Raw genomic sequence first — 15,992 nt, forward strand, 5'->3', positions numbered from 1 at the left:
TCTACGGCTTACACGCCACCGAGCTCTCGCTTGTTCTGCTGAATACGCTGCTTACAATCGGCGACTTTATCGGCGCGCCAAGTTAGGTTCATCACATGGACCAAAGCCTTGGCTGACGCCTCAACCACGTCGGTAGCTAAGCCAACACCATGGAAGTTTTGCTCGCGATACTTAGCGGTAATATCCACTTGGCCCAAGGCATTTTGCCCCTCGCCTTTTGCGCTTAACTGGTAACTGCTAATGTTGATTTCACAACCACTGGCCCGAGCAACGGCCTTATAAGCGGCATCGACAGGACCATTACCCGTCGCGGCTTCGGTAATGGTTTCACCGTTAACCGCAACCTTGACCGTAGCTGTTGCGCTGCCTTCTGTAGAGTCTGAATGTACTACTAGCTGCTGTAATTTATAGTGATCATCGGTTTCGGCTTGAGCTTCCATAAAGGCAAGCGCCTCTAGGTCATAATCAAACACCTGACCCTTCTTATCTGCTAGGGTCAAAAACTCCTCATACAAGACATCCATATTATAATCTTGCTCACCATAGCCCAGCTCACTCATACGGTGCTTAATCACATGACGGCCAGAGCGTGAGGTCATATTCAAGTTATTGCGATTTAAGCCAATGCTCTCAGGCGTCATAATCTCATAGGTGTTTTGCGCTTTTAGCATGCCATCTTGATGAATGCCCGATGAGTGAGTGAATGCATTCGCGCCAACAATGGCCTTATTCGCCTGCACAGGCATATTACAAAGTTGACTAACCAAGCTTGAGGTACGGTGGATCTCTTTGGCATTAATACCCGTCTCAAGTCCTAGCTCACCCTTGCGAGTCGATAAGATCATGGCGATCTCTTCTAGAGAACAATTACCCGCACGCTCACCAATACCGTTGACGGTACACTCTATTTGGCGAGCTCCGTGCTGCACGGCAGTAATAGAGTTAGCAACCGACAAACCTAAATCGTCATGACAATGCACCGAGATCACCGCTTGGTCGATATTGGGTACCCGATTAAACAGAGTCTGAATGATGCCGCCAAACTCACTCGGTACCGTATAACCCACAGTGTCGGGAATATTAATGGTACGCGCGCCAGCTTTAATCGCCTCCTCCACCATGCGACATAAGTTATCGATAGGTGTACGGCCTGCGTCTTCACAAGAAAACTCCACATCATCGGTGAAACGGCGGGCATACTTAACAGCGCCAACCGCCATTTCCAGCACCTGATCAAATGAGCGCTTTAATTTACTCTCGACGTGAATGGTCGAAGTTGAAATAAAGGTATGAATACGGAACTGCTCGGCCACTGACAAGGCCTGTGCAGCGGCATCGATATCCTTTTCTAATGCACGTGATAGGGCACAAACTCGGCTATTTTTAATAGTTTTAGCAATGGTTTGTACCGACTCGAAGTCACCAGGAGAAGAAACGGGAAAGCCAACTTCCATCACATCGACACCTAAACGCTCTAACGCGAGTGCAATTTGAAGTTTTTCCTTAACCGTTAAACTTGCTGCTAATGCTTGTTCACCATCGCGTAGGGTGGTGTCAAATATAATCACTCGGTTAGACATCTAGTTTCTCCATTGAACATCACTGTTCCGTTATGTGTTCACTTTGCTTGTTACGATTAAAATACAAAAAACCCCGCTCTATTTGCGGGGTTTATTAATGCAGGCTCATTTTAAAGCGTATAGCACTAAGTCCTCCGCGCAGGTTCTGCGAGAATGAGAATAAGGAGTCCTAGTAGTGCATCGGTATATTTCATCACTTTTTATTCAACCTAAATAGATAAATATGCTCAACACTGATGTTGAGTCGATTAATTTTTAACTTGCACAGCTGCCTGTGTCAACCATAAATTCGCTTACTAGAGTTATTTTCAAGCTACTTATTGCTCTAAAAAAGCGCAAGATAGATAGATAATGGCGTAAAAATGATCTTTTACGCCGTTTTACGTCTCAATAACGTACATATCACCAACATGTCGCAATATTCTCTCGCAACAAGCTTTTTATGCACATTTTATTTAGATTCGTTATAATGCGGCCCAAGTTGAAAGAAAGCGGATAAGGATTCCCCACTGAAGCGTTCAAAAATGGATTTGCGCATTATCATCCTCAGTTTTATGCTGTGGCTCTCGCCTGCGTATTCATTAACCTTAGAACAGCTTGAGCAACTCAATACCTTAGTCTTTCAATATCCTAGTAAAGCCCTCAATAATATTCATGGCATTGAACAAAACCTCCAGTCCTACTTAGATCCCAAGGTACTGCAACTACGCATGAGCGCCTTTAAGTGCGAAACCTATCTTCAGCTAGGTGAAAATGCCGCGGCTATAAACCTAGCTAGACTCAATGAAGCAAGAGCCAAGCAGTTGAAGTTAGATGAAGCTAGACCTTACTTTCTTAATTGTATGGCTCAGGCCTATGTTAATTACGGAAATTACCAGCAGGCGTTACCCTTACTTCACTCATCTATCGCCATGTCTCGTCGTTTAGAGCAGCCTCAGGCCCTGATTAATGGCCTATGGCTCAGAAGCCAACTAGACGCAAAGGTTCAGCATAACGACACCGCCATCGAAGACTTACGTCTAGCGCTAGACCTTTATCCGCAAGTTAAGCGCCATGATGCACAGTGGCTGCTAACTCCTATTGCATACTTAAATGCTTCTATGGCTAAGTTGTTGATGGACGTGAATGAGCCTAAAGAAGCTAAACTTTTTTTAGATAAGGCACTCAGAGATAAGGATTCTGCAGGAAAAATTGCGCTTAATTTATCAATTGCGGCCGCAAACTTAGCGCAATCAAATCGTCAAGCTAAGTTAAGAGATCACTATACTCAAATAGCAAGAAGTAACCTTGCCGAGCTTGGCAGCCCCTTTGAATTAGCCGTTGCTTACAAGCAAATAGCCTTTATTGATTTTAGTAGTGGAAAATACAGTAGCGCAGAGCAACTGCTTCATTTAAGCATTAATACCTTTAAGAAAGAGTCAAACGCTAGCGCAACCATTAGTGCCCTACATCTACTAGCACAAGTCGAGTTAGCTCAAGGTAAAGAGAAGCTAGGCCTAGAACTGATGAATGAAGCCGTAGCGACTGCCAAACAGAAAAAGCGCTATACGGATCTTAAGCTTTGCTATGCCGTGCTAGCCGATTACTTTGCCAAAAAGCAAGACTACGCCTTAGCCTATGATTACCAACTCAAGCAATTTAAGGCCTCTGAGAAAGAAAGCCTATTTATTCAGAAGATCTGGCTATCTCATTTAAAATCTGACTTAAGCCGTCAACAACAGGTCTCCAACAGACAGCAAAGTACCAGTGTTGCAGCCCTACCTAGCCAGCTTATCCCCAGGGAACTCTTACCAATACTGTTTATTCTGCTCAGCTTAATTATCTTTATCGCCTGGTATTACAGACAACCATCCAAATCTTCACTGGAAATTAAAGAGCCTATGCCGGTAAGGCCTAATGCGACGGGCAAGCAAAAACTAGAAGATATGCTTAGCGTAAGTAAGCACGCGAATTACCCTCTGTCATTATTAGTGCTCGATCCGAGCGGAGTATTGAGTAGTGAGATCCCGTTGATGATTGCACAACTCAAGACGAAGTTGAGGGTTCAAGATCTGTTGTTCCTGCAGGAAAAACAACAATTGTTAATCATGCTACCTCATACGTCTGAGGCTGCAGCGCTCAATGTCATCGAGCAGTTATCGGATACGGTGGCAGAGTGGCAAAACGACAGTAAGGTCAATATTGGCCTTGCCAGCATGCAGCAGTTTGATAATTTACAATCTATGATAAAGCGCGCCAACATCAGTCAGCTGAGAAGATTAAAGCCTGTTAGCCAAAATCGGCAGTATCAGCCATCAAGAAAGTCAGGATCTTAAAGGGCCAATTATACAGCTAAGCCGTTTATCTATAACAAGCATTCTCTGGACTCGCCTTCTTTGCATTAACCTTCCGCTAGATAATCGGCGATCTCATCGAGGAACTCACCACCAAAACGTTCGAGCTTGCGCTCACCGACACCGTTAACAGCCAACATTTCACCCGGACTTGTCGGTAGTATTGCAGCCATTTCCGCTAAAGTCGCATCGTTAAATACCAAGTAAGGCGGCACATCTAACTCTTCGGCCAACGTACGGCGTAAAAGCTTTAATCTTGCAAATAGCTTACGGTCGTAATTGAGTGGTGCACGCGGGTTATTACTGCGACGCTTAGTCGTTTGAATCACGATTCTAGGCTCAGCCAGCAGTAACTCAACCTCCCCCTTTAACACGGCACGTGCAGACGAATTAAGGGTTACCGAAGATCCGCGGGTGATGTCTTGGGTGGCAAGACCTAAATGGATCAACTGGCGGATCACACTAAGCCAATGCTCGTGGCTCTTTTCTTTGCCAATGCCCCAGGTAGATAACTTGTCATGCCCACGCTCAATCACGCTGGCCGACTTTGAACCACGCAGCACTTCAATAAGATGATTAATGCCAAAGCGCTGACCGATGCGATAGATACAAGACAACACCTTTTGTGCATCTTGAATACCGTTGTATTTCTTAGGCGGGTCTAAACAGATATCGCAGTTACCGCACGCCTTAAGCGCAGGTTCATCGAAATAGTGCAACAGCACTTGTCGACGACAGGTCTGCGCCTCGGCAAAGGCGGCCATGGTATTAAGCTTATGAAACTCCACCTGTTGCTGTGGACCCGGCTCTGACTGCTCGATTAAGTGTCTAACTCGGCCGATATCGGCAGGGTCAAATAGCATTAACGCCTCCGAGTCCAAGCCATCACGACCCGCACGGCCAGTTTCTTGGTAATAGGACTCAACACTCTTAGGAATATCGTAATGCACCACATAGCGTACATTCGACTTGTTAATTCCCATACCAAACGCCACTGTTGCCACAACAATATCTAGCTGATCTTTTAGAAATTTATCCTGAACTTCAGCGCGCTCTTCTTGAGTCTTACCCGCATGGTAGGCTTCGGCTTGATGGCCTTGCAAGCGCAAGCGCTCGGCAACCTCATCGACTCGACGGCGACTGCTGCAATAGACAATACCACTGGCCCCATTTTGCGCATCGACAAACTGACGCAACTGATTAGCTGCATTAAGCTTTTCAGCCACGGTATAGCGAATATTAGGTCGATCGAAACTGGTCAGTAAAGAGTGCGGTGTAATGGTTAAACGCTCGCAAATATCGGCTCGTGTAGCCTTATCGGCTGTCGCGGTCAGTGCCATAATCGGCACTTGCGGAAACTGCTGACGTAAGCGGCCTAATGCGGCATATTCGGGTCTAAAGTCATGACCCCATTGCGAGATACAGTGCGCCTCATCGATAGCAAATAAAGATACATTAAGCTCATGTAGCCTGTCGATAAAGCTCGCCTGCAACAGGCGCTCAGGCGACACATACAGCAACTTAAGTTCGCCATAACGCATCTTCTGCAACACCTGCAGGCTCTCTTCTCTAGGCAGAGAGGAATTTAAGTAAGCCGCAGACACTCCGGTCTGGATAAGGCTATCGACCTGATCTTTCATTAGCGAGATCAGGGGAGAAACCACCACGGTTAAACCGGGTAAGACTAGAGCGGGTAATTGATAACACAGGCTTTTACCGCCACCTGTCGGCATGATCACCAGGCAATCTTGTCCTGCGCAGATCTGCTCAATGACCTCCCTCTGACCTTCTCTGAAAGTACGGTAACCAAATACCGACTGAAGGGTGGAAGATAATTGATCGACTGAAGTATCGAGCGCCGCCTGATCCATAATGAACCTGTGTTAAAAATTGGGTCGACTATTCTAATAGAGGCGGAGGCTCTTGTCTCTCTCGAACAACACTGTTGAGTAAAATTTAAGCTTGCGCCTCGGTATCCATTAGCGATAGATTAAATACTCTAAAGCGAATAATGAGATTACTAATCGGCAAAAGGAAGTAAGATGAGTCAGCTTATTCAGCAAGAAACCCTACGCAGAGTGGCCGAAATTTTTGATCAGCACGTGCCGTTTCACAACCTACTTGGTATGGATATCAAACGTTATGATATGGATGGGGTCGAGATCCAAGTCACTATGAAACCCGAGTTAATCGGTAATATTCATCAGCAAATTTTGCATGGCGGCGTGACAGCCACTGTATTGGATGTGGTTGGCGGCCTCACCGCTTTTTCTGGGCTAGTTGCCAGTAGAGACGACTGGACGTTAGATGAATTAGAACACCGCATTAAAACACTCGGCACCATAGATCTGCGAGTTGACTATTTACGTCCTGGCCGTGGCGAAATTTTTACCGGCACTGGTACAGTCATAAGAGCCGGCAACCGAGTATCGGTATCACGGATGGAACTGCACAATGAAAAAGGTGACCATATCGCTTTCGGCACAGGCACTTACATGGTTGGCTAATAAGTGATAAAGCCGTAACTAAGCCGTAATTGGGTCGCTAAAGCCAGTGGCAGTAAATCTTTCCTTACTGTCAGTTTGGCATAACAGCGACTAGCTTTATTAAAACAGCTGCCAACTTGAGTCTAAGGTTAAGCAAGACTACAATCAGCGGCTACTTCCCTATTTAGCACATTCCAATGCAAGAAATTGAATACCGTAAAGGCATTATTTATGCAGTTTGCGCCTATACCCTTTGGGGCTTTGCTCCCATATATTTTAAATTGCTTGATAGCGTCTCTGCTGCCGAGATCTTACTGCATCGCGTGATCTGGTCATTTTTCTTTGTCACGATTTTAATCGCACTGTTTGGTGGTTTTGCTCGCTTGCGTCACCTACTCAAACAGCCAAAGCAACTTGCCGTGCTGTGTGTGACTTCCATACTTATTGCCGGTAACTGGCTACTATTTATCTGGGCGGTCAACAACGACCACATGCTAGATGCCAGCTTAGGCTATTTCATTAATCCACTGGTGAATGTGAGTCTCGCCATGATATTCCTCGGTGAGCGCCTGCGTAAACTGCAATGGGCCGCCGTGGCACTAGCGGCAACAGGGGTAATGATCCAGCTTATCTCCTTTGGATCCATTCCGTTAGTATCGCTGGGCCTTGCCTGTTCATTCGCCTTCTATGGCTTGCTACGTAAAAAAGTGAATGTCGACGCCAAGACGGGATTATTGGTAGAAACCGCTATTTTGCTGCCTATCGCGCTCATATATCTGTTTACGAATATGGGAGATTCATTAAGCCATCTGTTCACTAACGATTTGCGTTTGAATTTACTCTTAGTTGCAGCGGGGATCGTAACCACAGTTCCGTTACTGTGCTTTGCCTCTGCAGCCGTTAGGATCCCGTTTTCAATGCTAGGCTTCTTCCAATACATAGGCCCAAGCATCATGTTTATCCTAGCTATTGCCTTGTTTAACGAGCCCTTCGACGCAGAGAAAGGCATTACCTTTGCGTTCATTTGGGCAGCCTTGTTCCTCTTTACGCTGGACATGCTATACAAGCGAAAAGCTAAGAAGTAGCCCTGATTGGTGTTACTTCAACGGAAAAAGCGAACCAAATGGGTTCGCTTTTTTATCGCTGTTGATTCAGCAGCTTATCCGGCTCTTGTAGACTCAATATGATCCGGTATCCTCGTAACGTTGGGATCATCACCAAATTTTCTTCTTCGCTCATTACGACAAAGGCTTTCTGATTATTGGACAGCCTAAACCAGCCTAATTGATAACCTGACATCCCGACACCATTGTGACGAGACTCGAGTTTTAAATCGGGCTCCCGCTGCCAATCTAGACGCTGAATATCATTTATCTCCACCTCGGCAAGCGGCAGAGTCATCGCGTAAAATGGCACATCAAGGATTAACTTGTTCTCACCGATAATCAACTTAGAATCATCCGCCTTAAAGAACAACCAACTAAACGCAAACAGCATGAGCGTAAGTAAGCCAATACTGACAATTTTACTGATTTGGGGTAGCGTGCTGAAATAGATAAAAGTTAATAATCCGACTAAAACCGCCAGCAAAGCAATGAAGCTCCAATGACTCGCTGGCGTGAGTGGTGCCAATGCATAAACTTGAGGCATGGCGGCTCCTAATTTACGATGATAACCAGAGTTTTAGATGCCAACACTCTAGTCAGCCTCTAATACCAATCAGTCTAAGTCTAGCGCTAAAATCTTCGATTTGCGTTGATAGTTATACAGCTGCTTTTTCTTCTCTGGCAGCGCATCAACCTCGACCATATTAAAGCCGTGCTCTAAGAACCAATGGATACTGCGAGTGGTTAAGGCAAACAAACGCGAATAACCTCTCACTCTTGCCTGACTAATAATATTTTGTAGTAGCAAGCTACCTCTATCGGCATCACGGTAGTCGGGGTGCACCACTAAACAGGCAAACTCCCCCGCATTGTCCTCTTCAAAAGGATAAAATGCCGCGCAGCCTATGACCAAACTATCACGCTCAATCAGCATAAATTGCTCTATCTCCATCTCCAGTTGTTCACGTGAACGCCGCACTAAGATCCCTTTCTGCTCGAGTGGACGAATAAGGTCAAGCACGCCGCCAATATCGCTAATCGACGCTCTACGTAAACGTTCGGCACTCTCAGTGACAATTTGAGTACCAATACCGTCGCGCGAGAACAACTCTTGTAACAGTGCTCCATCATCGAGATAACTGACAAAATGGCAGCGACTCACCCCGTTACGGCAGGCATCGATACTGGCCTCTAAAAATGCCTTAGTACCTACACATAAGGGAGAAACCTCAGGGAAATCATTTAAGATTTTTTGCGCTTCGGTAGGCATCAGCTCTGCCATAACTTGTCCGTCGCTATCCAAAATCCCCTTCTGAGCACTAAAGCCTATCATCTTGTCTGCTTTGAGTTTTATTGCAATCTGAGTGGCTACCTCTTCCGCAGTCAGATTAAAGCTCTCACCCGTCACTGAGGCCGCTACAGGGCCTAACAACACGATACCGCCATTATCAAGCTGACGCTTCAAACCTTGGCTATCGATTCGACGCACCTTACCGCTGAGGCAATAATCAATACCATCCTCAACCCCTAACGGCTGTGCAATCACAAAATTACCACTGACAACGTTAATTTGTGCCCCCTGCATCGGAGTATTGCTGAGGCTCATCGACAGGCGGGCCGTGATATCAAGATGTAAGCCGCCAACCACTTGTTTAATCACTTTAAGGGCATCTTCATCTGTCACCCTCACACCATTGTAATATTCGGCTGCCAGACTATGCTGCTCCAGCGCTTCATCAATCTGCGGCCTAGCACCGTGAACTAAGACTATTTTGATCCCTAAGCTGTGCAATAGTGCAATATCATTGATAATCGCGCGAAACTGTTGCTGTGCCAGCGCTTCACCGCCGAGCATCACAACGAAGGTCTTGCCCCTATGGGCATTAACATAGGAAGCAGAATGACGAAATCCATCAACAAGTTCAGTAGTACGCACGCTAGAATCACCTTAAAATAAATAGATATTCACCTGAACAGCCAGCCATTACACATTAAGCCAGCAACTTACAAAGATGATATTGCATTTAAATTCATTTAAAAAGCATTTATTTTCACTTTACACTTTGAGTTTTGGTTAGCAAAGCATTCTCGCTCTATATCGTACTGAGAATTTATGAAGAGTTAGCGATGTGGCAGAATTTACAGCGGAAAAATATGAAGGGATTTATACCAATCAGTATAAGAAGTTGATCTACTCAGAGCGTTTTTTTGGCAAACTAATTCAAGGCGAATAGCTGAAAGAATGGCTATTCCCTTGTGAAGCTGTTCAACGCAGAAGTAGGCAGCCAAAAACGCTCCAGAATGGCGAGTTTTAGCAGTTCTGATGTGGCGTTAACGAGCTTAACCGTAGAACAACTATGCTCTTCACTCGTTGCCTTGCCTCAAAACCGCTAAACTCTCGCTGAGCGACCAAATCTTTATACTGATTGGTATTAGAGAGATACTAAATTTTAGGCAAAAAAAAAGCCCCTATAAATAGAGGCTTTTTCCAAGATGCTTAAACAAGTAATTACTTGATTTTAGCTTCTTTGTACATAACGTGCTGGCGAATAACTGGATCAAATTTCTTGATTTCCATTTTTTCAGGCATGTTACGTTTGTTTTTTTCAGTCGTGTAGAAGTGACCAGTGTTAGCGCTAGAAACTAGCTTGATCTTCTCACGATTACCTTTAGCTTTAGCCATGGTTTATTATACCTTCTCGCCGCGGGCACGAAGTTCAGCAATAACAACTTCAATACCTTTCTTATCGATGATACGCATACCTTTAGTAGATATACGTAGCTGTACGAAACGCTTTTCGTTTTCTAACCAGAAACGGTGGTTCTGTAGGTTAGGTAAAAAACGACGACGCGTTGAATTCTTCGCGTGCGAACGGTTGTTACCAACCATTGGTCGCTTGCCAGTTACTTGGCATACTCTTGACATGTCAATCTCTCCAAAACAATATTTAACGCTCGAGCATTAATGCACCTCGAACACGGCCGTCGCCTGAGGCACACAACAGAGGGCGCATTTTATACAGCATCTAAAATCAAAGATCAAGGAATAGATTAATCAATCCATCCCCTTTCAGCGAAAGAAACTATCTCTCGATCGCCCACAACCATGTGATCCAGTAAGGAAACATCAATAGTTTGTAGGGCTTGCTTCAACCGCTCAGTAATTCGTCTATCGGCTGTACTTGGTTCTGCAATTCCAGAAGGATGATTGTGACACACGATCACAGCCGCAGCCTTTTTTTCAAGCACCAAACTTACCACTTCTCGTGGATAAACTGACGCTGAATTTATTGTGCCTCTAAATAATTCAACGAATTGAATTACCCTATGTTGACTATCTAACAATAAAATAGCGAACACCTCATAGGCACGATCAGACAATTGTCTCATTAAATAGTCCCGAGTTAAATCAGGATCCGATAAAATTTTACCTCTTTTTAGGTTTTCTTGCGAAATTCGTGCACCTAATTCCACTGCGGCCTGCATTTGAGCAAATTTTACCGGCCCAATTCCATCTAATCGACAAACTTGTGCCTGAGACGCATTAAGCAAGCTTCTAAGTCCACCAAACTCATTTATCATGATTCGAGCCAGCTCTACAGCACTTAATCCTTTTAAACCCACTCTAAGCAGAACAGCTAATAATTCGGCATCCGATAATTGTTTTACCCCTTGGCTCAACAATTTTTCTCGCGGCGCCTCGCCTTCTGGCCAATCCTTTATCGCCATCACAACCTCCCTGTTGTTCTAATGTATGAGTATGGTCTAGATTTTCTGAAGTTGTTCATCACCATTTTGAGGTTTGTGATATCTTAGGCCAACTTCAGCTGTGTGACATAAAGTTTGGTCCACAACGTGATTATCAAAAAGAGTTAACTATGGGTCTCAACAACAAAAAAGTATTACTGGGTATTGGTGGTGGCATTGCCGCATACAAATCGGCCGACCTAGTACGCAAGTTAAAGGAACGCGGCGCCGATGTCCGTGTTGTTATGAGTCAAAGTGCACAAGAGTTTATTACTCCGCTAACTTTGCAGGCGCTTTCCGGTTATCCAGTGGCGACCGATCTGCTTGATCCTACGGCCGAAGCCTCTATGGGGCACATCGAGCTCGCACGTTGGGCAGACCTAGTCATCATAGCTCCAGCCACCGCCAACCTTATCGCTCGGGTAAATGCCGGCATGGCAGATGAGTTAATTACCACCACCTGCCTAGCCACCGAAGCCCCTGTAGTGATTTGCCCCGCAATGAACCAACAGATGTATCGCAACGCCGCAACCCAAGCTAACTTGAAGCAAGTAGCCGAGCGCGGTATCTACATTTGGGGGCCAGATTCAGGCTCGCAAGCCTGTGGCGAAGTCGGCCCAGGTAGAATGCTTGAGCCTGTGGCGATTGCTGAAAAAGCAGTTGAATTTTTTGGCCCAAAACTGCTGCAAGGCATGTCATTGCTGCTTACAGCAGGTCCGACTCGTGAGGCTATCGATCCGGTTCGTTATATTTCCAACCATAGCTCAGGCAAGATGGGCTTTGCCCTTGCCAAAGCCGCAGCAGCAATGGGCGCAGAGGTGACCTTAGTTGCCGGCCCGGTCAATCTAGCGACGCCCGCAGGCGTCACCCGAGTCAATGTTGAGTCGGCTCAGCAGATGCTAGATGCGGTAATGCCACAAGTTGAGATGCACCAAATATTTATCGGCTGCGCCGCCGTGGCCGATTACCGCATCGCAGAAGTCGCCGAGAGTAAAATCAAGAAATCGGCAGAGCAGATGCAACTTGCGCTAGTGCGAAATCCTGATATCTTAGCCAGCGTTGCCAGCCATGCTAACCGACCTTTCACCGTTGGATTTGCCGCTGAAACCAACGATGTAGAGCAATATGCCCGTGGAAAGTTAACAGGTAAAAAGCTCGACATGATTGCCGCTAATGACGTATCAAATAGCGCCATTGGCTTTAACAGTGACTCCAACGCCCTAAGCGTATTTTGGAGTGATGGTAGCACCGACCTACCCGCTGTTGATAAAGACACTTTAGCCAAGCAATTGCTTACTCTAATAGCGAACAAAATAAAAAACTGATGAAAACACCAATCGAATTAAAGATTTTAGACTCACGCATCGGCACCGAGTTTCCACTTCCTGCTTACGCCACACCAGGCAGTGCAGGCATGGATCTTCGCGCCATCACAGATACCCAACTTGTTATCCAGCCGGGTGAAACAGTGCTAATCCCTACGGGAATTGCCATTCACGTTGCAGACCCTAGCCTAGCGGCAATTATTTTACCGCGCTCAGGATTAGGCCATAAGCACGGCATCGTTCTAGGCAATCTAGTTGGACTTATCGATTCGGATTATCAAGGACCTCTAATGGTTTCTTGCTGGAACCGTGGCAGTGAGCCTTTTACAATCGAAATCGGTGACAGACTCGCGCAATTGGTCTTTGTACCGGTTGTTCAGGCTGAATTTAAACTGGTAGACGAGTTTAATCAGTCAGATCGCGGCGCAGGTGGATTTGGCCACTCAGGAACCAAATAACTGATTGTTTAGCTTTTTACGCAATCACTTTTAATGGATAGCATGGAGCAATGTTTCCTTGCCGTCTCGCTCAGTAGTAATCGAGTGAAGGACAGATAAATGGCTGCAAGCCCGAAAATAAACCGTCGTGAGCATATCCTCCAATGTTTAGCGACTATGTTAGAAACAAGCCCTGGACAAAGGATCACTACAGCTAAATTAGCGGCTGAAGTCGGCGTTTCAGAAGCGGCGCTTTACCGCCACTTTCCAAGTAAGGCGCGCATGTTTGAAGGCCTCATCGAATTTATCGAAGAGTCATTGCTCTCTCGCATCAACCTGATCATGGACGAAGAGAAAGACACCATGAAGCGTTGTCAGCAATTGCTGCAGCTACTACTGGTATTTGCCGAGCGAAACCCGGGGATCTCACGAGTATTAAATGGTGATGCACTGCTAGGCGAAAATGAACGTCTACGTAGCCGTATCAGTCAGCTATTCTCAAAAATTGAAACCCACTTAAAGCAAATCCTGCGTGAAAAAAGCTTACGTGAAGGCAAAGGCTTTGAGCTCGATGAAGCAGTGTTAGCTAACTTACTGCTTGCCGTTGCCGAAGGCCGAATCGCTCAGTTTGTTCGTAGTGAGTTTAAACTCAAGCCGACCAAGCACTTCAATGAGCAGTGGAACTTCATCCAACAGCAACTGCTTCAAAGCTAATTATTCTATAAAAATGGCAGCAGACCATACATGCTGCCATTTCCTCCTGCGACTATTGTTTCCCCTCTCATTTTCGTTTACTTTTCCAACAACAAACACCCGCAATAATTAACATTCGTTTCCACAAGGAAGTTGTATGAAACTAATTAAAATTATAAGTTTAGCCTGCCTAGCATTGCTAAATTGTAATGCATCGGCAACCACAAATGATGCCGCAAATTTATTCAGCCGTTCGGCGGAGTTCTCCCAAGTCAAAATTTCTCCAGGTGGAGATTATCTCAGTGTTATAACCAAAAATGATGGCAAAAACACCCTGCTTATCTTAAAGGCTGCTGATAAATCCCCTGTGCACGCCATATTTTTCGGTAGCAATGCACAAGTAGGCCACTATGAGTGGGTCAATGATGAACGCGTGGTATTACAAAAAGAATACCTCAAAGGCTGGAGCGATCACCCTCTCTACTATGGTGAGCTGATGGCGGTCAATGCCGACGGTTCAAACGCAACTTATCTATTTGGTTACAAAGGTGGTGAACAACAAACAGGCTCAAAATTCAAAAAAAACACCCCCATCCGCGCGACCGCTTATATTCTAGATCCGCTACCCGAAGATGATCGCTATATGCTCGTTCAGGCACTCCCTTGGGGAAGTGGTGGCAGCAACATGGCGGAGAATACTCAGCAAGTGTATCGCGTCGACGTTTATAAGGGCAGACGAAAAAAAGTCGCAAGCTCCCCAATCCCTTATTCAAGCTTCTTAACCGACCATGATGGTGACGTGCGTTTTGTCAGTGGAACCCGAGATTACGTAAATACCAAACTCTATTATCGAGACGATGGCAGCTGGATAGACACCGATAAGCTTAATCTTGGCTTAGATGGCATAAAACCCATTGCCTTTAGTGATGACAAAGACAGCCTATATGTCACCGCCAGCGAAGCGGGTCAACCTTCTGGCGTGTACCTAGTAAATATTAAAACTGGTGATAAAAAGCTCGTTAGCCAAGATAAAGTGGTTGATCCAAGTAACATCTGGATTAATGCAACCACCAAGAAGCTCTATGCAGTTGAATATGAAAACGGTTACCCAAGTTATGAGTTTGTTGACACTAAAGACCCTTCTGCAAAGTATATCAAGCAGTTATTAGCGTCACTTCCAGGGCATCAGATCCACTTAGTCAGCCAAACAACCGATGCCGATATAATCATTATTAAAGCCTTTAATGATCGTAACCCTGGCGACTACTACCTGTTTTATACCAAAGCGAAGAAACTTGAATATTTGGTGTCTAAAAAGAAATGGATCGACGCTAATAAAATGGCTGAAATCAAGCCGATTCACTTTACCAGCAGAGATGGCGTAGAAATACATGGCTACATCACCCTACCTTCAGGCGTTGAAGCCAAGAACCTACCACTGGTTGTAAACCCTCATGGTGGGCCACATGGACCTAGAGACTGGTGGGGTTTTGATCCGCAAAACCAAATGATTGCCAGCCAAGGCGCTGCGGTTTTACAGATCAACTTCCGTGGTTCTGGTGGTTACGGTAATGGGTTTGAAAATGCAGGCCACCAAAAATGGGGCACCAACATTCAATACGACATTATTGATGCCACTAAATATGTTATCGAGCAAGGTATGGTAGATAAAGACCGTATCTGCATTGTGGGGGGGAGTTTTGGTGGTTACTCAGCGATTCAGAGCTCTGCGATAGAACCGGATCTGTTTAAGTGTGCTATCGGTTTTGCCGGAGTTTATGATCTTCAGCTCATGTTCGAAGAGGGTGACGTACAAGGCCGCCGTGCAGGTAAACGCTACCTAAAAGAAGTACTAGGTGAAGATGAAAGTCTATTAAAGTCTATGTCACCGACCCACAATGTCGATAAGCTCAAAGCCAACATCATGCTAGTGCATGGTGGAGAGGACGAGCGAGCGCCTATCGAGCAGTTTGAAGCCCTTGAGGATGCCCTAAAAGCGAAAAAGTATCCCTTTAAAAAGCTGGTGATGGATGACGAGGGGCATGGCTTCTACGATGATGCGCACAGGGCTAAATACTATAATGAGATGCTAGGATTTCTAAAAGAGAACTTAAATCTATAATACCTATCAATATAAACAACGTAACCAACAAAGCCGATAAGAACTATCGGCTTTTTTGTCTTTCTATAACCGATTTATGGTATATATTTAAATCAAATAGCGGTATCCTCCCGTCCTCTCTAAATACAATGCAAATAGCTACCGCTATAATTTTCATTTTTTA

14 protein-coding genes are annotated in these 15,992 nt (G+C 45.4%); 7 read left to right on the top strand and 7 right to left on the bottom strand.

The window, feature by feature from the left end; genetic code table 11:
• Nucleotides 1-8: 8 nt before the first annotated feature.
• Nucleotides 9-1,580, bottom strand: a complete 1,572-nt coding sequence (leuA, locus tag SPEA_RS20115; protein WP_012157020.1) for a 2-isopropylmalate synthase — start codon at nt 1,578-1,580, stop codon at nt 9-11.
• A gap of 524 nt (nt 1,581-2,104) precedes the next feature.
• Between leuA and SPEA_RS20120 the strand changes: the two genes are divergently transcribed.
• Nucleotides 2,105-3,895 carry a nucleotidyl cyclase domain-containing protein gene (locus SPEA_RS20120; protein WP_012157021.1) on the top strand — a complete coding sequence of 597 codons (1,791 nt, stop codon included), beginning with the start codon at nt 2,105-2,107 and terminating at the stop codon, nt 3,893-3,895.
• Between the two features lie 65 nt (nt 3,896-3,960).
• Here the strand turns inward: SPEA_RS20120 and recQ are convergent, their stop codons facing one another.
• Nucleotides 3,961-5,784: a DNA helicase RecQ gene (gene recQ / locus SPEA_RS20125; RefSeq protein ID WP_012157022.1), complete on the bottom strand. Its 1,824-nt coding sequence runs from the start codon at nt 5,782-5,784 to the stop codon at nt 3,961-3,963.
• A 171-nt stretch (nt 5,785-5,955) separates the two neighbouring features.
• On the opposite strand from recQ, the gene SPEA_RS20130 reads away from it, so the two are divergent.
• Nucleotides 5,956-6,420 carry a thioesterase family protein gene (locus SPEA_RS20130; RefSeq protein ID WP_012157023.1) on the top strand — a complete coding sequence of 155 codons (465 nt, stop codon included), beginning with the start codon at nt 5,956-5,958 and terminating at the stop codon, nt 6,418-6,420.
• A gap of 176 nt (nt 6,421-6,596) precedes the next feature.
• On the top strand, nt 6,597-7,484 hold the full coding sequence (rarD, locus tag SPEA_RS20135) for an EamA family transporter RarD (protein WP_012157024.1): 888 nt from the start codon (nt 6,597-6,599) through the stop codon (nt 7,482-7,484).
• A 52-nt stretch (nt 7,485-7,536) separates the two neighbouring features.
• On the opposite strand, the gene SPEA_RS20140 is transcribed toward rarD, so the two are convergent.
• The 5 genes from SPEA_RS20140 to radC all read right to left on the bottom strand — a co-directional run bounded on the left by SPEA_RS20140 (nt 7,537) and on the right by radC (nt 11,234).
• Nucleotides 7,537-8,049 (bottom strand): PH domain-containing protein, encoded by a 513-nt coding sequence (locus tag SPEA_RS20140; protein WP_012157025.1) that lies wholly within the window; start codon nt 8,047-8,049, stop codon nt 7,537-7,539.
• A gap of 69 nt (nt 8,050-8,118) precedes the next feature.
• Complete coding sequence (gene argA / locus SPEA_RS20145) at nt 8,119-9,441, bottom strand: amino-acid N-acetyltransferase (protein ID WP_012157026.1); 1,323 nt, start codon at nt 9,439-9,441, stop codon at nt 8,119-8,121.
• Nucleotides 9,442-10,014: 573 nt separating this feature from the next.
• The gene (gene rpmG / locus SPEA_RS20150) at nt 10,015-10,188 is read right to left on the bottom strand and encodes a 50S ribosomal protein L33 (protein WP_012157027.1); all 174 of its coding nucleotides are present in this window, start codon (nt 10,186-10,188) and stop codon (nt 10,015-10,017) included.
• A 6-nt stretch (nt 10,189-10,194) separates the two neighbouring features.
• A complete protein-coding gene (gene rpmB / locus SPEA_RS20155; protein ID WP_012157028.1) occupies nt 10,195-10,431 on the bottom strand; it encodes a 50S ribosomal protein L28 in 237 nt (78 codons plus the stop codon).
• A gap of 125 nt (nt 10,432-10,556) precedes the next feature.
• Complete coding sequence (gene radC / locus SPEA_RS20160) at nt 10,557-11,234, bottom strand: RadC family protein (protein ID WP_012157029.1); 678 nt, start codon at nt 11,232-11,234, stop codon at nt 10,557-10,559.
• Nucleotides 11,235-11,383: 149 nt separating this feature from the next.
• On the opposite strand from radC, the gene coaBC reads away from it, so the two are divergent.
• The 4 genes from coaBC to SPEA_RS20180 all read left to right on the top strand — a co-directional run bounded on the left by coaBC (nt 11,384) and on the right by SPEA_RS20180 (nt 15,829).
• Nucleotides 11,384-12,577: a bifunctional phosphopantothenoylcysteine decarboxylase/phosphopantothenate--cysteine ligase CoaBC gene (coaBC, locus tag SPEA_RS20165; protein WP_012157030.1), complete on the top strand. Its 1,194-nt coding sequence runs from the start codon at nt 11,384-11,386 to the stop codon at nt 12,575-12,577.
• The gene (dut, locus tag SPEA_RS20170) at nt 12,577-13,035 is read left to right on the top strand and encodes a dUTP diphosphatase (RefSeq protein WP_012157031.1); all 459 of its coding nucleotides are present in this window, start codon (nt 12,577-12,579) and stop codon (nt 13,033-13,035) included. Before coaBC ends, dut begins: the two co-directional genes overlap by 1 nt.
• A gap of 99 nt (nt 13,036-13,134) precedes the next feature.
• Nucleotides 13,135-13,728, top strand: a complete 594-nt coding sequence (gene slmA / locus SPEA_RS20175) for a nucleoid occlusion factor SlmA (protein ID WP_012157032.1) — start codon at nt 13,135-13,137, stop codon at nt 13,726-13,728.
• Nucleotides 13,729-13,864: 136 nt separating this feature from the next.
• A complete protein-coding gene (locus tag SPEA_RS20180; RefSeq protein WP_012157033.1) occupies nt 13,865-15,829 on the top strand; it encodes an alpha/beta hydrolase family protein in 1,965 nt (654 codons plus the stop codon).
• Nucleotides 15,830-15,992: the final 163 nt, after the last annotated feature.

The organism is Shewanella pealeana ATCC 700345, assembly GCF_000018285.1.
Taxonomy (GTDB): Bacteria; Pseudomonadota; Gammaproteobacteria; order Enterobacterales; family Shewanellaceae; genus Shewanella; species Shewanella pealeana.